Raw genomic sequence first — 17,080 nt, forward strand, 5'->3', positions numbered from 1 at the left:
TGGTAGCTACAGGAAATAAGACCTTTTCCCCTAAAAAACTAGCCAAAAATTATTATCCTTAATGATTTATTTATTGTACTTATGAACTTCTCACCACAGTTAATTGCTTTAGGTGAGTACCTAGCTGGTGAATTTGATAATCGAGAACAAGCCATAGCAGAACCAGTCTGGTATGTTCACCTTTGTTTGTGGCAAAGACCAGTTAATCTATTCACAGAAGATAGCATTACCTTGTTTGCGGAACAGGCTAACGTTATTACCCTAGATCAACCTTACCGCCAGCGAATTATCCGGTTGCGTCAGGTGAGCGACTCTGACGCAACTGTGGAAGTACAATATTATATGCCTCAAGATCCAGGTGCATTAAAAGGCGCAGGTGATAACCCTGGTCTACTAAACACACTGACATCCGAACAATTAGATTTACTACCAGGTTGTATCCTAACAGTTACTCAGGAGAAACTAGCTGGCGATCGCTATAAGTTTACTGCTACCCCACAACCAGAGACTCGTTGCAGCTTTACTTATCTTGGCAATAGCATCGATGTTTCTTTAGGTTTTGCAGCTACAGCGACAGAATTTCACAGCTACGACAAAGGAATTGATCCCGCAACTGGAAAAGCAACCTGGGGGGCGATTATGGGGCCTTATCGCTACACCAAGCGAAATCAGTATTCAATAAGATAAAGTTATGAGTTGTGAGTTATGAATGAACTCTTGTACAGACGCGATTAATCGCGTCTCTACTCCTAACTCTTTTTTAGCTAGCAATGCTACGAGGTACACCTTCTAAAGCTTCCTCTTCTGTTTCAAAGATTTCAAAAACAGTATCCATCATCGTCACTTCAAACACGAGTTTGGCTTCTGGATGTACATTGCAGATGCGGAAACTGCCCTTGACCTTATCAGCATCACGCATTCCAGCTACCAAAGATGTGAGACCAGAACTATCAATAAAGTTTACCTGAGCCAGATTTACAACTACATGGCGACTAAGTTTGGAAATACACTCTTGTAACTTCAGGCGAAATTGCCAAGCAGTGGTGATATCCAGACGACCTGATGGTGTCAGGATGATAACGGTGTTTCCGTCTTGGGTTGTATAGGTTTTTTGGTCTATATGAATCACTGAAGCCCTCCCCGTGGCATTCCTTTTAAGATTAACTAGTGACAGAATTTTCTAATGCTGTCACTTGAGATTAACAAGCTATAGCTAAAATTGTCACCTTTTTTGGCTAAGTGCTTAACTTTCGTAGTTATAACTCACCAAAATAGTGGGGAGTGGGGAGATGAGGGAAATGAGACAGCAGGGGAAGATCACTTTCTCATAACTCCTAACTCTTGTAGAGACGCGATTAATCGCGTCTCTACTAACTCCTAACTCAGCACTATTTTGGTGTCCAGTTGATCCAATCTTGAGGTTTAAGGAAAGTTTCATACAACTCGGCTTCAGGGGAATTGGGTTCCGGTTGATAGCCGTATTCCCAGCGCACTAGGGGAGGTAGGGACATAAGAATTGATTCGGTGCGTCCGTTGGTTTGCAGACCAAAAATAGTACCTCGGTCATAAACCAAGTTAAATTCTACATATCTTCCTCGGCGGTAGAGTTGAAAATTCCGTTGGCGATCGCCATACTCTATCCCATTGCGCCGTTCTACAATCGGTACGTAAGCTGGTAAAAATGCTCTACCACAGTCTTGTACAAAGCCAAACAAATCTTCCCAATTGCGAGTTGCTGGTGTTCCCAACTGGTTGCTATAAATAGCCGCTTCCCCATTGGGATTTGGCCCGCGATATAAAGCACCCTGACCATCTTGGTAATCAAAAAATAGACCACCTACTCCCCGTGTCTCGTCACGATGCTTCAGGTAGAAATATTCATCACACCACCGCTTGAACACTGAGTAATACTCTGGGTGATGTTTGTCACAAGCTTGCTTTAATGTTTTGTGTAAATGTGCCGCATCTTCAGCAAAGGGGTAATAAGGTGTCAAGTCAAGACCGCCACCAAACCACCACACTGGCCCCGCTTCAAAGTAGCGATAATTTAGATGAACCGTGGGTACATAAGGGTTGTGGGGATGTAATACCATTGAAGTGCCTGTGGCATAAAAGCCATGCCCTGCGGCTTCTGGGCGTTGGGCTAAAATTGAGGGTGGCAAATGCGAACCCTGAACTTCAGAAAAATTTACACCAGCTTGTTCAAATATTGCACCATCTCGCAGCACACGCGATCGCCCTCCACCTCCTTCTGGGCGTTCCCAACTATCTTCATTAAACTTAGCCACACCATCTAGTTTTGCCAATGATTCGGTAATTTCGTCTTGCAGTTGTTTCATAAACTGACTGACCCTAGCCTGAGCGTCAGCTGCTGGCAAAGACTTGGATGATTCTGCTGCTACAGTTGGTATTTGCGAGTTGGTCAACATAGATTCCCGAACCTAAATTACAATTTCCAGAAAGCCACAAATTTTTCATTTTAAAATTTGGGGGAAACACGCGCCAACAATCTAGCTCTATTTGCCCAACCCGCTTTTTTCTTACTGGTTAAGCATTTATACGATTGATGGGCATCACTAGAGTTATTTTCCCTCAAATGCGTATAGGCTTGTATGTTGAATTAATTTTTTTTGAAATTCTTAATTGGAATATTCTGGTATAAAGACTAAATTTTAGTCTTAAGCTTGAGGTATCAAGGATTTGACTGGCTGACTCACAACTTTTTTGCCATATTGCTGATGTCGGCTGTTAAGGTTTGTAGCGAATCGAGGCTTGAATTATGAGGGCATTTTTGAGAACGTTTTAATTTAGGGGTTGAGCGTAGTTGTACACCATACCAGAGTTACCAGAAAGTATCTAGGGAGGAGGATTAGGAAAATGCAAGGTTGGTTATCCAAATTCATCCACCGCAAACGTCGTCGATTTTGCGCTTCTCTGGTATGGACATATCGAGAGATTAGTTCTGCTTCTGTAGATGAACTGTGGCAAAAAGTAGTTGACTTAACAGATGTTTCCTGGCATCCACAACTTAAGAGTACTAATGTTCCCTACGGATTAGTACCCAAACCAGGATTAATTTTTCAAGCTGTAACACGCTTTTCGCCAATTCCCATCAGAATTTTTGTAGAACGGGTCAATCCCAGAGAGATGCTGAGTATCCGAGTGATGGCAATTCCGGGAATAGAGGAACGGGTAACTTACCAAGTAGAGTCAACGGTTTGTGGTACTTGTTTGTCTTATTCTGTAACGCTACGGGGTTGGTTATCGCCCTTAATTTGGTCTTTATCCCGTCCTTATGCAGACCGCGTTGCACGATCTTTAGTTGAGGCAGTAGAAAAGACGGCATTACCCTCCGTATCTGGTAAGAAAAAATCCCTTAATGACAGTTGTTTTGATTTTTAGGGACTGGGATTGGGGATGAGGGAGATGAGGGAGATAAACAAAACGTCCTAACTCTTAACTCCTAACTCAGCACTTAGCACTCTTAAATCAGCACTCCTAACGCCCAAAGAAAGTTAAGATTCAATTAGGTAATAATGCTATTTGCTAAGTTTTATTACGGCAGTGACAGTGATAGCACTAAGCTGACCTTACTTAAGAAGGCATCCAGTTAATAGCTAAGATGTTTTCCACAAGTGTATTTATTCATTTTGAATTTTGAATTTTTATGTACGATGTTCTCGATTCCCGCTCTGTCTTAGAAATTTTGCGACCAGTGGAAGACCCAGAACTCCGTAAAAGTCTGGTAGAACTGAATATGATTCGCAATGTCACAATTGACGGTGGTAAGGTTAGTTTCACTTTAGTGTTAACCACTCCTGCGTGTCCTTTGCGTGAATTTATTGTTGAAGATTGTCAGAAAGCTGTCAAAAAACTTCCAGGGGTTACAGATGTCAGCATAGAAGTGACGGCAGAAACACCGCAACAAAAAAGTTTACCCGATCGCACTGGCATTTCTGGGGTGAAAAATATCATTGCTGTTTCCAGTGGTAAAGGTGGTGTTGGTAAAAGTACAGTGGCAGTGAATGTCGCAGTGGCTCTAGCTCAAACTGGGGCGAAAGTCGGCTTGCTAGATGCTGATATTTATGGCCCCAATGACCCCACAATGCTAGGTTTGGCTGATGCCCAAATTGTAGTGCGTTCCAGTGAAACAGGTGACATACTGGAACCTGCTTTTAATCACGGGGTCAAATTAGTTTCAATGGGCTTTTTGATTGACCGAGATCAGCCAGTAATTTGGCGGGGGCCTATGCTCAATGGTGTAATTCGCCAGTTTCTCTATCAAGTTGAATGGGGAGAACTGGACTATTTGATTGTGGATATGCCACCGGGAACCGGAGATGCTCAGTTAACTTTAACCCAAGCAGTACCGATGGCAGGGGCAGTAATTGTCACCACGCCGCAAACTGTAGCCCTGTTAGATTCTCGCAAAGGATTGCGGATGTTCCAGCAGATGAATGTTCCGGTATTGGGGATCGTGGAGAACATGAGCTATTTTATTCCCCCCGATCAACCAGATAAGCAGTATGACATCTTTGGTTCCGGTGGTGGCTCCAAAACAGCCGCAGAATTGGGAGTGCCATTGTTGGGGTGCGTGCCGCTAGAAATTTCCACACGAGTTGGTGGTGATAGCGGTGTACCGATAGTCGTTGGCGACCCAGATTCAGCTTCAGCAAAAGCATTAACAGCGATCGCTCTTACCATTGCTGGTAAAGTATCAGTTGCTGCCCTGACATAATTATAAATTTTAATTTCTATCTACTTCCTGGGCTATAGCTTGGGAATACTAAGGACTGGGTATTAGGAATTGGGGAAGCAAGAGAGCAGAGGAGCAAGGGAGAATAACTAAAACTAATAACCAATGCCCAATGCCCAATGCCCAATTCCCAACAATTAAAGCTAAAGTCTAAACTGGCACAATGTTGTTAAAACGATCGCTCCCCAAAATTCGCTGGAAGTCTTGGGTTAAGCCCTGGCAGAGTGTAGATTGGCTACTTTTTTGTTTGCCGATTGCTGTCAGTATCTTTGGCGGCCTGATGATTCTCAGTACGGAACTGAAGCAGCCAGTAACTGACTGGTGGTGGCACTGGATGGTAGCGGGTATCGGCGTGCTTATAGCCCTGCTTTTATCTCGCATCCGTTACGAACTCTTGATGCAGTGGCACTGGGTAACTTATTCATTAACAAACTTCAGCTTAATCGCCGTGATGATTGCTGGTACTAGCGCTAAAGGGGCACAGCGATGGATTAGTATCGCTGGCTTTAACGTGCAACCCTCAGAATTTGCCAAAGTTGGCATGATTATCACCTTAGCAGCCTTGCTACACAGGCGGACTGCTTCTAGCCTCGAAGGTGTTTTCCGCGTTCTGGCAATCACCGCTATACCTTGGGGATTAGTATTTTTGCAGCCAGATTTGGCAACATCACTGGTATTTGGTGCGATCGTCTTAGGAATGCTTTACTGGGCAAATGCTAACCCAGGCTGGTTAATTCTGATGATTTCTCCAGTGGTTGCCGCCATTTTGTTTAGTATATCTTGGCCTTTAGCAGAGCCGATAGTTTTATTCAAAGAACTATCTTTTGGACCATTAGGATTAATTTGGTCAGTTGCGATGGCGATTGTGGGCTGGCAAACTCTTCCCTGGCGACGATTTGGTTCTGGTGCTATCGGTGCGTGGACTCTTAATATGCTGGGTGGCGAATTAGGAGTCTTCGCCTGGAACCATGTTTTGAAAGAGTATCAAAAAGACCGACTAACTGTATTCATGAATCCCGATCACGATCCACTCGGCGCTGGATATCATTTAATCCAATCTCGCATTGCTATTGGTGCTGGTGAAATATGGGGCTGGGGTCTGTTTCGGGGACCAATGACGCAACTAAATTTCGTCCCAGAACAGCATACAGACTTTATTTTCTCCGCAGTCGGGGAAGAATTTGGTTTTGTCGGTTGTTTGGTAGTGCTGTTTGTCTTCTGCTTAATTTGCTTGCGTCTATTGCATATTGCCCAAACCGCCAAAGATAACTTTGGTTCTTTGTTGGCTATTGGCGTTTTGTCGATGATTGTGTTTCAGGTGATTGTCAACGTTGGCATGACGGTTGGTTTAGCGCCTGTGGCAGGTATTCCCCTACCTTGGATGAGTTATGGGCGTTCTGCGATGCTGACCAACTTCATTTCCTTGGGAATAGTTGAATCAGTAGCAAATTTTCGACAAAAGCAGAAGTATTATTGATTCGTCATTTGTCATTGGTCATTTGTCATTTGTCATTTGTCCTTTGCAAATGACCAATGACCAACTATACGCGAACGAGTAAGCGGTTCTTGAGCGTAGTCGTAGACCTCCGGGGAAGCAAGCTACGCGTAGCGTCTTGTAGGGAAGGACAGTACAAGTGACCAATGACTAATGACCAATGACTATTAACAAGTATTAAGCTATTAAAAGGAAACAAGCGAGGCTAAAAACATGATTCTGCCTGGAGCAACTGTTCGCGTCAAGAATCCCGCAGATACTTATTATCGCTACGAAGGACTCGTGCAACGACTGACTGATGGCAAAGTAGCCGTATTATTTGAAGGTGGTAACTGGGATAAATTAGTTACCTTCCGCCTGAGCGAATTGGAACTCGTAGAAACCACCGCCGGACGTAAAAAAGCCAAATAAGATTAGTTAGGAGTGAGAAGTTAGGAGTGAGATTAGTTAGGAATGAGAAGTTAGGAGTTAGGAATTATGATTCTTTAACTCATAACTCCTCACTATTAACTCATAACTTCTAACTCCTAACTCTTAACTCAGCACGGGCTAAACGCCCCGCTACCGCTAACAGCACTCAGCACTCCCATGCGCCTCCCCCTACCACAGTTTGCCACTGGCGATCGCCATCCGAATCACATTGCGGAGGTGATTGAAACTACTAGTACTGAATTTCTAGCTCAGTGTTTGGAACCACCAGATTTAAGCTTTCCCTCAATGCCACCCTTTGGTAGCTGGGTCTGTTCTGTAGATGAAGAATCTGGCAATCAAATTTATGCTGTAGTGTATTATGCCACGACTATGCCCATAGATTCCGTACACAGGGCGAGAGCTTTAGGGTTGTCCTTGCAAGATTTACGGGAGGAACAACCCCAAATATTTGCCATGCTCCGCACAGAATTTCGGGCTGCGATCGTCGGATTTGAACTATCTTCGCAAAATCAAAGTTATAACCAAAGAGTATATCAGTATCTTCCACCCCGTCCCCCGCAAATTCATCAAGCTGTTTATCGATGTGAACCAGAAGCTATCATTAAATTTACTGAAGAATTAAATTTTTTACGGACACTGCTTTGTATAAATGGTGCGCCCATAGAGTCTTTAACCGCAGCTGCTATTCGAGATGTATACCAGTTACGCAAAGCTGACCGAGAATGGCTAATTAAAGCTGGACGTAACTTGAGTGTGCTATTGAAAGATGACTACGATCGCTTACGGTTCATTTTGAGTCAAATCCACCCGTAGGTAGTTAATTCTTAAATAATTGCCTAGTTAGTCTAAATTAAGATTTTTGATTTTTCGTCAGGTGGCTTCTCTATTTATTCATATTGATCGGGCGATCGCCCCCAAGGTAATCGCTGTTTTACCATAGCCCCTTCAATTCCTATATATGGAACTAATATCACAAGTTCTTGTTCTAGAACCAACCTCCCAAGTTCTTGGCAAAGAACCAATTGTTCCCTTTGCTATTTTGCTGGTGGTCATCTTAGTTATACCCATCATGTTTGAGCGGCTAAGATTACCAGGATTAGTAGGTTTGGTTTTCTCAGGGCTAGTACTTGGGCCTTCAGGTTGGAATCTTTTTCAGTCTGACTCACCAATGATTAACCTACTATCAGACATTGGGTTAATTTATTTGCTGTTTGTCGCCGGGTTAGAAATCGATCTAGAACAATTTCGCCGGAAAAAAAGTCGTGCCTTTGGATTTGCTAGCTTGACTTTTAGTGTACCCCTGGTCATGGGAACCTTAATCGGGCTGATTTTAGGCTATGGCTGGAATACTTCAATCTTAATTGGCTCTTTATTCGCTTCCTATACCCTTTTGGCATATCCCATCATCAGCCGTTTGGGAGTAATAAACAACGAAGCTGTTACTGTCACCATTGGAGCAACGATTTTTACAAATATTGGCGCAGTACTGATATTAGCCATTTGTGTAGCTGTCGCTCATAGTGGAGTATTCAGCCTTGCTAAACTACTCAAACTGTCGGGCTGGTTAACGATTTACTCGGTTGCCGTTGTTACAGGCTTTGATTGGGCTGGCAAAGAATTTTTCAAGCGGTCTGGAGACGATGAAGGAAACAAGTTTTTGTTTGTGTTGCTTTCTGTGTTTCTGGCAGCTATGGGCGCTCAATTGATTGGGGTAGAAAGAATTGTTGGTGCTTTTTTAGCGGGTTTGGCGGTAAATGAAGCTGTGGGTGAAGGCCCAGTCAAAGAAAAGGTGGTATTTATTGGCAGTGTGCTGTTTATTCCCATTTTCTTTGTTGACCTTGGCCTACTAATCGATCTACCCGCCTTTGTAAACAATTTGAACACGCTCAAGTTAACGCTGCTGCTCATAGTTGGTTTGATTGTCAGTAAATTGATCGCAGCTTTGTTGACAAAACTGGTTTACCGCTACAAGTGGCAAGAAATTCTAACGATGTGGTCGCTGTCACTTCCCCAGGTTGGTACAACTTTAGCAGCAACTTTAGTAGGATATCGGGCTGGGTTGCTGCCACTAGAAGTATTACACAGTGTCATTGTCTTAATGCTTGTCACATCGACCTTGGGGCCGTTGATGACCAGTCAAATAGCTGTTGGTTTGAATTCCTCACCAGCTGAAGATCCACCACCACTCCTACCTGATGAGAAGGCATTAGAAACAGACAGTGCTTTTACTATAGTCGTTCCTGTATATAATCCTCAGACCCAGCAGTATTTGATTGAAATGGCGGCGTTATTAGCGCGTCAGTCTCAGGGAAAAATTATACCGCTGGCGATCGCTACTGCTGCTGCTCACATGGATGCACCCCAGTTAGAAGCATCTCTACAACGGAGTGAGTGGTTATTGAATAAAGCCACGACCCAAAGTCGAGCCTTGGGCGTAGCCACAGAACCAGTGCTGCGAATTGATGATGCCTTTGCTCAAGGAATTAGCAGAGCTGCTCGTGAACAAAAGGCTAATTTAATTGTTATGGGTTGGGGTAAACGAACTGGGTTGCGAGCGCGTTTATTTGGAAATGTGATTGATGGTGTACTTTGGGCATCTCATTGTCCAGTCGCAGTAACACGTCTAGTAGAATCTCCGAAAAAAATTCAGCGCATCTTAGTACCAGTAGAAAACTTAACAGCGCCGACATTACAGCCTGTATACTTTGCCCAGATGCTCGCAGAGGCAAATCAGAGCCACATTACTGTCTTAAATGTGTGCGATCGCCGCACTAGTTCTAGTAAAATTGCTTGGAGGCGATCGCATCTCTCCTTGTTGATATCTAAATTGGCTTTGACCAATGCCCCAGAAATTCAAATCATCGCTCACGAAAATGTTGCCCAAGCAATTTTGCAAGCGGCACGATTATACGATTTAGTAGTTTTACCTTTTATACGTAATCGTACTAGTCCTGGAGGATTAGCCATTAGCGATGTCACAAGCCAGTTAGCAAGCCAACTCTCCTGCTCAATTATCATGCTTGGAGAACCGCAACGCACTCAAAGCACAAATTTAGTTATATCTAATACGGTTAGCAGCATTACATCTGCTGTATGATATAAGGCAGAGTACAGTTAAAGTAAGTGGGCTTAGACTGCGTTGGCGTAGTCTACTTGAGGCATAGCATTTCCAAAAATCTTTGCAACAAATAAATCAGCGTAGGGATTCACATCTGTATATTTGCATATATTTGGATGGATCACGAGTGTCAACCCGATCTCGACCAACTTGTTGTATTCAACTAAAACCTTAATAACCGTAAAAATACTTTATATTTTTGAAGATTTGATAAAGTTCGGCTAAAAAACAAACAGTTTTCAAACAATTTTTGTTATTTTGCTAATTAAATTCTTAAGAAAACAGGTAAGAATATAACAAAACTACAACCGTGAAAAAATAGGTAAGTTCAACAACATTTTTTGATTGAACCTTGTTATTTTTTTTTGTTCTGTATTTTTGTACCCAAGGTGGGTAATCTAAAAGTAAGTGCAATAGCTACTGAAAATATTTGTAAGTAACTGGGAAACTATGAGAATTTTGGTGACGGGCGGTGCTGGGTTTATTGGTTCCCATCTCATCGACCGACTAATGACTGCTGGGCATGAAATAATATGCTTGGATAACTTTTACACTGGTCACAAACGGAACATTCTAAAATGGTTAGGACATCCGTACTTTGAATTGATCCGCCACGATATTACCGAACCAATTCGGTTAGAAGTGGATCAAATTTATCACTTAGCTTGTCCGGCTTCACCAGTACATTACCAGTACAACCCAGTTAAAACCGTTAAAACTAACGTGATGGGAACCCTGAATATGTTGGGGCTAGCTAAACGGGTGAAAGCGAGGTTTTTCTTAGCTTCCACTAGTGAAGTATACGGAGATCCAGAAGTTCATCCCCAAACTGAAGAGTATAGGGGTAGCGTCAATCCCATTGGGATACGTTCATGCTACGACGAAGGTAAAAGAATTGCTGAGACTCTAGCATTTGATTACTACAGGCAAAATAAAGTTGATATTCGAGTTGTTCGGATATTCAACACCTACGGGCCGAGAATGTTAGAAAACGATGGTCGGGTGGTGAGCAACTTTATAGTTCAAGCCTTGCGGGGTAATCCTTTAACCGTGTACGGTGATGGTTCGCAAACTCGTAGTTTCTGCTACGTTTCCGATTTGGTAGAAGGATTCATCCGCCTGATGAATAGCGACTACATTGGCCCAATGAACCTGGGTAATCCTGGTGAATACACGATTTTGCAATTGGCACAAACTGTGCAAAATATGATCAATCCAGACGCGCAGATTAAGTTCGAGGCACTACCTTCGGACGATCCTCGCCGTCGCCAGCCTGATATCACAAAGGCAAAAACTTGGTTAAATTGGGAACCTACCATTCCTCTGCAAGAAGGTTTAAAACTGACAATAGAAGATTTTCGCGATCGCGTTCACAGCGATGCCAATAATTCAACCACCTGAGTGGCGTTTAGCGTTGCTCTGAATTTTCATGTACGCTAACCCGATTGGTAGCTAGTCTATATTAGTTGCTGACTTTTTCTAAGTGTAAAATTGAGAACTTCTTTTTGAAGATTAAGTCCAAAAAAGTGAGGAGTTAAAAAATGCGTGTTTGCGTGATTGGTACTGGTTACGTTGGTTTAGTTACAGGTGCTTGCTTGGCTCATATTGGGCATGATGTAATTTGCGTAGACAACAACGAAGAAAAAGTTAAGTTAATGAAGTCTGGGCAGTCTCCAATTTTTGAGCCAGGACTCTCAGAAATTATGCAGTCTGCCATTCAAACAGAGAAAATTCATTTTACTAGCGATCTGGCTGCTGGAGTTTCCCACGGAGAAATTCTGTTTATTGCTGTGGGAACACCACCTTTACCCACAGGTGAAAGTGATACTCGTTACGTCGAAGCTGTAGCTCGTGGGATTGGGGAAAATCTCAACGGTGGTTATAAAGTGATCGTGAATAAATCTACAGTACCCATTGGCTCAGGTGACTGGGTGCGGATGCTTGTTCTAGATGGGATTGCAGAACGGCAGAAAACATTGGTACCCGCAGGTGGGGTATCGAGTGATGAGAAATTACTTCAGGTTGCAGCCGAGTTTGATGTCGTGAGCAATCCAGAGTTTTTGCGCGAAGGTTCAGCAGTCCATGACACCTTCAACCCCGATCGCATTGTACTAGGAGGCAATAGTCAACGGGCAATAGCCTTGATGCAACAACTGTATAGTCCAATTGTCGAACGCAAATTCGCCACCGATCAATCTTTACCCCCAGTGCCAATTTTGGCAACAGACCTGAGTTCGGCGGAGATGATTAAATACGCCGCTAATGCCTTTTTAGCTACTAAGATTAGTTTTATTAACGAAGTTGCTAATATTTGCGATCGCGTCGGTGCTGATGTCACTCAAGTAGCCAAAGGTATCGGTCTAGATTCTCGCATTGGTAACAAGTTTTTGCAAGCTGGTATTGGTTGGGGTGGTTCCTGCTTTCCCAAAGATGTCTCCGCTCTAATTCACACTGCTGATGACTATGGTTATGAAGCCCAGCTACTAAAATCTGCTGTCAGTGTCAACGAACGCCAGCGATTGATTGCTTTAGAGAAACTCCAACAAGTTCTAAAAATTCTCAAAGGCAAAACAGTCGGACTACTCGGACTGACTTTCAAGCCAGATACCGACGATTTACGCGACGCTCCAGCACTGATCCTAATTGAGCAGTTAAACCGACTAGGAGCCAAAGTCAAAGCCTACGACCCCATTATTTCCCAAACAGGTATGCGTCATGGGCTTTCTGGGGTATTAGTAGAAACCGATGCCGAAAGACTAGCTGACGGCTGCGATGCCTTAGTACTTGTCACCGAATGGCAACAGTTCAGCACTCTTGACTATGTGAAGATGGCAAAACTAATGGCGCACCCCGTTATCATCGATGGTCGTAATTTCCTCGACCCCGAAACACTAGTACGCGCAGGATTCCAATATGTAGGTGTGGGAAGATAGAGAGTTTGTAGAGACGCGATTAATCGCGTCTCTACAAGAGTTAGGAGTGATAAATAAAAATTAATTACAATCTATAATTAATAACTCCTAACTCCTTCAAAACATAAAGATTTAAACTACCGCCTAGATGATTCTAGGCGGTATTTAATTTGTTTAAAGCTTCACTTTATTTTGATTGTTTGCGTGTATCTTACATTAAGCGCTATTTGGAATACGTTCAATTTCAGCATATCCACTGAAAATAATTTTTTGACCTTCAGTTTCTAATCGGTTGAGTCGCATTTTCACCCCATCGAGGTCAAAACGATCGAGATCGACCATATTATCTAAAATTTCTACCAGCGCCACGCTCAAGGTTTGTGAAATCTCCCGTTGTCCTTCTGGTACTTGGTCAAGTTCGATTTTTGGATCTTTGAAAGAAACTCGCCGCCGCCTTTCAATGCCTATAGTTAGGATCATGCTCAGGGGTACAAGTTCGCCATTGTTTAAATCTGCTTTTGCTACAAGCTGTAAGCGATTTTCTGGCAATAGCTTTACCTGGACTTCCGTAAAGGAGACTGGTTCGCCGCCAGATAATGCCGTCAGTGATGGTACGGTGAGGTTAAGTAGGCGCTTTTTCACCAGTTCTGCATTGAAGGCTTGGTTGATACCCGCTTCTGATAAAATTACTTGAGCGATCGCTTGAGTGGGCTGCTTAAGGTTGAGTTTGCCACTTAAAACCGAGCCGAAGTCAATAGCCACCGCATCAGTTTCAAATGACATCTCCTCAACCGCGAAATCTTTCCGAATCACCAAGCCACGACCGCTCATTTTGAAGCTATCAATGCTGCCTTGCAAGAGCTTGCTGGAGGGGTAGCAGCGCACAAAGACTTCTACTGACTCGCTTTGCGTGAACAAGTGGCGAATCGTTTGGCTGGCGACGGTGTTGAGCATCCGCTCTCCCCAATCTGTGCCTTTAGGATCTTGTAAACCAGTAAGTCCGCCGAACATGTGGTTTTGGGTCTCTAGAAGTTCTTTGTACTTTTGTAACAAATCGTGAAGAATACAGCAAGCGATCCCCAGATTAATTGTGCTGATGCGTAGGTGTAGGATCGCTGATGGTTAGAAGTTGAATGTATCAAATCTTACTAAGATTATTAAATGATCTGAATGCTAACATTATATTTAGTGCAAATTTAATGCATAATCAAAGCCATGCTGAACATCGTTCGAGATATCCACTCCCTCTCAAGCTTCAAGCGCAATACTTCTGAATTTATTCAGCAAATGAAGGAGACTGGACAACCCCTAGTCTTAACCGTGAATGGCAAAGCAGAACTAGTTGTTCAAGATGCTGAGTCTTACCAGAAACTTCTAGAGCTTTTGGAACAGTTGGAAACAATTGCGGGAATTAGAAAAGGACTGGAGGATGTAGACGCAGGTAGGACAAGACCTGTTGAGGAATTTGAGCAAGAAATGCAGCAGAAATATGGCATTTCAAGTTAGAACAACTAAGACAGCAGATGCTCAAATTGAGGCAGCATACCTGTGGTTTAGAGAGTACAACCCAACCTATGCAGATCAGTGGTTTAGAGGGTTAATGGATACTATTGCATCTCTTCAAGAAAAACTTCGTCGGTGTCGGTTAGCTCTAGAACATGAGGTTTTTTCTGAAGAAATGCGTCAACTTTTCTATGGTAAGTCAAAAAACATCTATCGTATTTTGTTTACAATTCGTGAAGACACTGTTTATGTGCTTTATGTGCGCCATAGTTCACAAGCACTCTTGACAGGTGATGAAGTTGATGAAGAAGAATTTTGAGAACTTCACTGATTGAAAGAGGGGGAGCGATCGCAAATTAGTTAAAAACAGTCTCAAGCTAGCGATCGCTTGAGTGGGTTGCTTAAGACTAAGTTTGCCACTTAAAACCGAGTCGAAGTCAATAGCCACAGCATCAGTTTCAAAATCAGATATTACTTTTGAGGTGGTAAGTGGGAATAATTTAACTAAGTTATCGATAAGATTCTCACTACCACTAAGTATGATACAGCTAAACATTCTAGAGCTTGCCAAGCAGGGTGATACAAATGCGATTAACACTCTGGTAAGTCAGTGGTTAAATTTACCAAAAATTACGCCAAAAACTAGTTTCAAACAAAATTGTCTACACATAATGCTGGAATCAATTGAAGTTCCAGTACAACAGTTAGTAGTCCCGGTTATTTGTGATGGATTAATTAGTTTAGGCATCCAATCTTGTAAGAAGGTCAAAATATACGGTAGAGTAACAGGTGAAGATTTTCCCGATTGGCAACAAGAAATTGAGTTAGAAGCACTAGTAAATTCATCTGTATTAACATCTCAAATAGATGAAGTTGAATCTTCAATCGCTATTACTAAAACAACAACAGATAATAAATTAACTCTACAAAACCCATCTTTTTTGGGTTCATTTTTTGGAGCAGTAGCAGGAACAGCCGGAGTAGTTGGAGGTGCTGCTGTTCAAGCAGGGCAAGCTGTTGCAGGAGCAGCTGTAGGTCTTGGTGGTGCGATTGGTGGTGCAACTTTTCAGGCAACACAAATCGCAGGTCAAGCATTAGCAATAGTTGGTAATAATCCTTCTCTACGATCAGCAATCGAATCTCTAAATAAAGACTGGTTGAATCCTTTGATTGAACAAGTTGATGTAGTTAAGGCTGAGGCTGCTGTTAGAAAGTTACAGCAAAAGCATCCCAATGAAAAACCGGCTGGAATTGCCCATCATCTGATGTTAGAGAAAGCTGTTTTCGCGGGAATAACAGGATTTACCACTAGTGCTGTACCAGGACAAGCTGTCGTAACATTTGCTGTTGATTGGGCTGCTACAGCTGCATTATCTGTGGAGTTAGTTTATCAAATTGCTGCTGCCTATGGAATGGATTTAAAAGATTCAGAGCGCAAAGGGGAAGCAGTAGCAATTTTTGGTTTAGGGCTGGGTGGAAAAACAGCAATCAAAGCAGGTTTGGGTTTACTACGAGTTGTACCAGTAGCGGGAGCCGTAATTGGTGCTAGTTCAAATGCAGTAATGATCTACGCATTAGGCTATGCAGCTTGTCAGTTTTATGAAGCAAAGCAGAATCCATTAACTTTAGAAGCGACTTTAGTAGATGCTCAACTAGAGAGCGTAAAATTTCTGGAAGGTGCGATTTCCCAAGAAAAGATTATGGATCAGATTTTGGTTCATATTGTCTTAGCAGGTAATCTAGATAAATCTTGGGAAGATATTTTGCCAGAATTACAAGCCGCTAATCTTAGTCCTGCTTCAATCGATGCGATCGCTTCTAATATTACATCTCCACCATCTTTAGAAACCTTACTTGAGCAAATTAATAGTGATTTTGCCGTACCTCTACTAGCGCAATGTCAAAAAATTGCTGATCTAGACGGAGTAATTACGCCACAAGAAGCTAACGTATTAGAAACGATTAACAAAAAGTTAACCCGTGATCTAGCTGCAATCAAATAACCTGAATATTGCTGTTAACATTTCTTAATCAAAGGCGATCGCAACCTCCACGCAAAAGTGCGATCGCCTCTCTGCAAATCATAAAGCTATCTGGTAAATTGCAGGACGATATCTCGGTTCAGGAATTAGTTTTTCCTCTTTTTTCACAGCATCTAACCATGCTGCTTTTGCTTGCAAGACTTCATGAAGTGCTTCTTCTTCTGTTAAATTAAACGCTGAACAGTACTTCAAATCAGGAATATCAGCAATATAGCCCTTATCTTCTTCACTATAGAAAATATTAATATGATAGTGTTTCATTCTTAGCTCAGTATCGCTACCAAAATCCGAAGTAAGTCCTCTATATCAGCAGGAACACGATATAAGTTGATGTCTTGAGTTATTTGTCTACTATCTCGATTCAATAGAGCAAATTGCCAAATATCCCCTGTAGAAACAGCCCCCTGTAAATTTGCCTCTTGAGAATCAGTCCACGCATCAATAGCAATCAGTTCTACAGCAAGCTGGGTAAAGCCCCTAGCTAAATCAGCATTTTTAGCTTCTACAACTAACAGTTTACGGTCTGCGTGCAAATAATAATCAAGGGAACCTTTTAATTGTTCTGTAACTATCAGAGGATATTCGATTCTAAGTTGGGCATGAGTGTAATGAATAACATCCAGTAAAATTGGGGCAATTAGTAACTCTCTGCGAGCAGCCTCACTAGTCAAACTAATATATGGCAAACTCTCTTCAATCCTAGATTTGAGATTTGCGAGTCTGTCTAATTCAATGGTGGACTTTTGTTGATTGAGAGAAGAACGTTTGGCTCTTGCGCTACTTTTATGGTAAAAGTTAAAATAATTTAAATTTCATGCCTAT

General features: G+C 42.5%; 17 protein-coding genes and 1 pseudogene. 12 read left to right on the plus strand and 6 right to left on the minus strand.

All coding sequences use genetic code 11. The features are described from left to right. Nucleotides 1-81 precede the first annotated feature (81 nt). Nucleotides 82-687, plus strand: coding sequence for a chromophore lyase CpcT/CpeT (locus HWQ37_RS27280; protein ID WP_292753531.1), 606 nt, complete (start codon nt 82-84; stop codon nt 685-687). A 73-nt stretch (nt 688-760) separates the two neighbouring features. Here HWQ37_RS27280 and HWQ37_RS27285 read toward each other — a convergent pair whose 3' ends face one another. Both HWQ37_RS27285 and hemF read right to left on the minus strand, forming a co-directional pair. Next, nucleotides 761-1,129: an STAS domain-containing protein gene (locus HWQ37_RS27285; protein ID WP_292753533.1), complete on the minus strand. Its 369-nt coding sequence runs from the start codon at nt 1,127-1,129 to the stop codon at nt 761-763. 259 nt (nt 1,130-1,388) lie between these two features. Further along, nucleotides 1,389-2,429 (minus strand): oxygen-dependent coproporphyrinogen oxidase, encoded by a 1,041-nt coding sequence (gene hemF, locus HWQ37_RS27290; protein WP_292753535.1) that lies wholly within the window; start codon nt 2,427-2,429, stop codon nt 1,389-1,391. Nucleotides 2,430-2,877: 448 nt separating this feature from the next. Here hemF and HWQ37_RS27295 point away from each other — a divergent pair, with 448 nt between their 5' ends. The 8 genes from HWQ37_RS27295 (at nt 2,878) to HWQ37_RS27330 (ending at nt 12,734) form a co-directional block, all read left to right on the plus strand. Beyond that, entirely contained in the window at nt 2,878-3,402 is a 525-nt protein-coding gene (locus HWQ37_RS27295; RefSeq protein WP_292753537.1) for an SRPBCC family protein, read from the plus strand. Between the two features lie 265 nt (nt 3,403-3,667). After that, nucleotides 3,668-4,738 (plus strand): Mrp/NBP35 family ATP-binding protein, encoded by a 1,071-nt coding sequence (locus tag HWQ37_RS27300; protein ID WP_292753539.1) that lies wholly within the window; start codon nt 3,668-3,670, stop codon nt 4,736-4,738. Nucleotides 4,739-4,919: 181 nt separating this feature from the next. Next, nucleotides 4,920-6,233 carry a rod shape-determining protein RodA gene (gene rodA, locus HWQ37_RS27305; protein WP_292753541.1) on the plus strand — a complete coding sequence of 438 codons (1,314 nt, stop codon included), beginning with the start codon at nt 4,920-4,922 and terminating at the stop codon, nt 6,231-6,233. A 231-nt stretch (nt 6,234-6,464) separates the two neighbouring features. Continuing rightward, nucleotides 6,465-6,662: an NAD(P)H dehydrogenase subunit NdhS gene (locus tag HWQ37_RS27310; RefSeq protein WP_100898602.1), complete on the plus strand. Its 198-nt coding sequence runs from the start codon at nt 6,465-6,467 to the stop codon at nt 6,660-6,662. Nucleotides 6,663-6,839: 177 nt separating this feature from the next. Continuing rightward, complete coding sequence (locus tag HWQ37_RS27315; RefSeq protein WP_292753543.1) at nt 6,840-7,496, plus strand: HAS-barrel domain-containing protein; 657 nt, start codon at nt 6,840-6,842, stop codon at nt 7,494-7,496. A 145-nt stretch (nt 7,497-7,641) separates the two neighbouring features. After that, nucleotides 7,642-9,780, plus strand: a complete 2,139-nt coding sequence (locus HWQ37_RS27320) for a cation:proton antiporter domain-containing protein (RefSeq protein WP_292753545.1) — start codon at nt 7,642-7,644, stop codon at nt 9,778-9,780. Nucleotides 9,781-10,251: 471 nt separating this feature from the next. Next, the gene (locus tag HWQ37_RS27325; RefSeq protein ID WP_292753547.1) at nt 10,252-11,202 is read left to right on the plus strand and encodes a UDP-glucuronic acid decarboxylase family protein; all 951 of its coding nucleotides are present in this window, start codon (nt 10,252-10,254) and stop codon (nt 11,200-11,202) included. 140 nt (nt 11,203-11,342) lie between these two features. After that, on the plus strand, nt 11,343-12,734 hold the full coding sequence (locus HWQ37_RS27330) for a UDP-glucose dehydrogenase family protein (RefSeq protein ID WP_292753549.1): 1,392 nt from the start codon (nt 11,343-11,345) through the stop codon (nt 12,732-12,734). Nucleotides 12,735-12,929: 195 nt separating this feature from the next. Here HWQ37_RS27330 and HWQ37_RS27335 read toward each other — a convergent pair whose 3' ends face one another. Beyond that, nucleotides 12,930-13,724 (minus strand): LmeA family phospholipid-binding protein, encoded by a 795-nt coding sequence (locus HWQ37_RS27335; protein ID WP_292753551.1) that lies wholly within the window; start codon nt 13,722-13,724, stop codon nt 12,930-12,932. 204 nt (nt 13,725-13,928) lie between these two features. On the opposite strand from HWQ37_RS27335, the gene HWQ37_RS27340 reads away from it, so the two are divergent. Both HWQ37_RS27340 and HWQ37_RS27345 read left to right on the plus strand, forming a co-directional pair. Further along, nucleotides 13,929-14,219 carry a type II toxin-antitoxin system Phd/YefM family antitoxin gene (locus tag HWQ37_RS27340; RefSeq protein WP_292753553.1) on the plus strand — a complete coding sequence of 97 codons (291 nt, stop codon included), beginning with the start codon at nt 13,929-13,931 and terminating at the stop codon, nt 14,217-14,219. Beyond that, a complete protein-coding gene (locus tag HWQ37_RS27345) occupies nt 14,203-14,535 on the plus strand; it encodes a type II toxin-antitoxin system RelE/ParE family toxin (RefSeq protein WP_292753555.1) in 333 nt (110 codons plus the stop codon). Before HWQ37_RS27340 ends, HWQ37_RS27345 begins: the two co-directional genes overlap by 17 nt. A gap of 48 nt (nt 14,536-14,583) precedes the next feature. Here HWQ37_RS27345 and HWQ37_RS27350 read toward each other — a convergent pair. Beyond that, nucleotides 14,584-14,679, minus strand: a pseudogene (locus HWQ37_RS27350) (LmeA family phospholipid-binding protein); the annotation flags it as partial. 76 nt (nt 14,680-14,755) lie between these two features. Between HWQ37_RS27350 and HWQ37_RS27355 the strand changes: the two are divergent. Continuing rightward, nucleotides 14,756-16,219 carry a hypothetical protein gene (locus HWQ37_RS27355; protein ID WP_292753557.1) on the plus strand — a complete coding sequence of 488 codons (1,464 nt, stop codon included), beginning with the start codon at nt 14,756-14,758 and terminating at the stop codon, nt 16,217-16,219. 78 nt (nt 16,220-16,297) lie between these two features. On the opposite strand, the gene HWQ37_RS27360 is transcribed toward HWQ37_RS27355, so the two are convergent. Continuing rightward, entirely contained in the window at nt 16,298-16,519 is a 222-nt protein-coding gene (locus HWQ37_RS27360; RefSeq protein WP_292753559.1) for a type II toxin-antitoxin system HicB family antitoxin, read from the minus strand. Nucleotides 16,520-16,521: 2 nt separating this feature from the next. Further along, the gene (locus HWQ37_RS27365) at nt 16,522-16,944 is read right to left on the minus strand and encodes a hypothetical protein (protein ID WP_363318195.1); all 423 of its coding nucleotides are present in this window, start codon (nt 16,942-16,944) and stop codon (nt 16,522-16,524) included. Between the last annotated feature and the right edge of the window lie 136 nt (nt 16,945-17,080).

Source organism: Nostoc sp. NMS4 (genome assembly GCF_017115095.1).
In the GTDB taxonomy this organism is placed as follows: domain Bacteria; phylum Cyanobacteriota; class Cyanobacteriia; order Cyanobacteriales; family Nostocaceae; genus Nostoc.

Bases quoted from the DNA above. Each gene is read 5' to 3' on its own strand.
- HWQ37_RS27315 (WP_292753543.1), top strand. From the start codon at position 6,840: ATGCGCCTCCCCCTACCACAGTTTGCCACTGGCGATCGCCATCCGAAT.
- HWQ37_RS27280 (WP_292753531.1), top strand. From the start codon at position 82: ATGAACTTCTCACCACAGTTAATTGCTTTAGGTGAGTACCTAGCTGGT.
- HWQ37_RS27320 (WP_292753545.1), top strand. From the start codon at position 7,642: ATGGAACTAATATCACAAGTTCTTGTTCTAGAACCAACCTCCCAAGTT.
- HWQ37_RS27330 (WP_292753549.1), top strand. From the start codon at position 11,343: ATGCGTGTTTGCGTGATTGGTACTGGTTACGTTGGTTTAGTTACAGGT.
- HWQ37_RS27340 (WP_292753553.1), top strand. From the start codon at position 13,929: ATGCTGAACATCGTTCGAGATATCCACTCCCTCTCAAGCTTCAAGCGC.
- hemF (WP_292753535.1), bottom strand. From the start codon at position 2,429: ATGTTGACCAACTCGCAAATACCAACTGTAGCAGCAGAATCATCCAAG.
- rodA (WP_292753541.1), top strand. From the start codon at position 4,920: ATGTTGTTAAAACGATCGCTCCCCAAAATTCGCTGGAAGTCTTGGGTT.
- HWQ37_RS27345 (WP_292753555.1), top strand. From the start codon at position 14,203: ATGGCATTTCAAGTTAGAACAACTAAGACAGCAGATGCTCAAATTGAG.
- HWQ37_RS27300 (WP_292753539.1), top strand. From the start codon at position 3,668: ATGTACGATGTTCTCGATTCCCGCTCTGTCTTAGAAATTTTGCGACCA.
- HWQ37_RS27325 (WP_292753547.1), top strand. From the start codon at position 10,252: ATGAGAATTTTGGTGACGGGCGGTGCTGGGTTTATTGGTTCCCATCTC.
- HWQ37_RS27335 (WP_292753551.1), bottom strand. From the start codon at position 13,724: ATGTTCGGCGGACTTACTGGTTTACAAGATCCTAAAGGCACAGATTGG.
- HWQ37_RS27360 (WP_292753559.1), bottom strand. From the start codon at position 16,519: ATGAAACACTATCATATTAATATTTTCTATAGTGAAGAAGATAAGGGC.
- HWQ37_RS27310 (WP_100898602.1), top strand. From the start codon at position 6,465: ATGATTCTGCCTGGAGCAACTGTTCGCGTCAAGAATCCCGCAGATACT.
- HWQ37_RS27355 (WP_292753557.1), top strand. From the start codon at position 14,756: ATGATACAGCTAAACATTCTAGAGCTTGCCAAGCAGGGTGATACAAAT.
- HWQ37_RS27295 (WP_292753537.1), top strand. From the start codon at position 2,878: ATGCAAGGTTGGTTATCCAAATTCATCCACCGCAAACGTCGTCGATTT.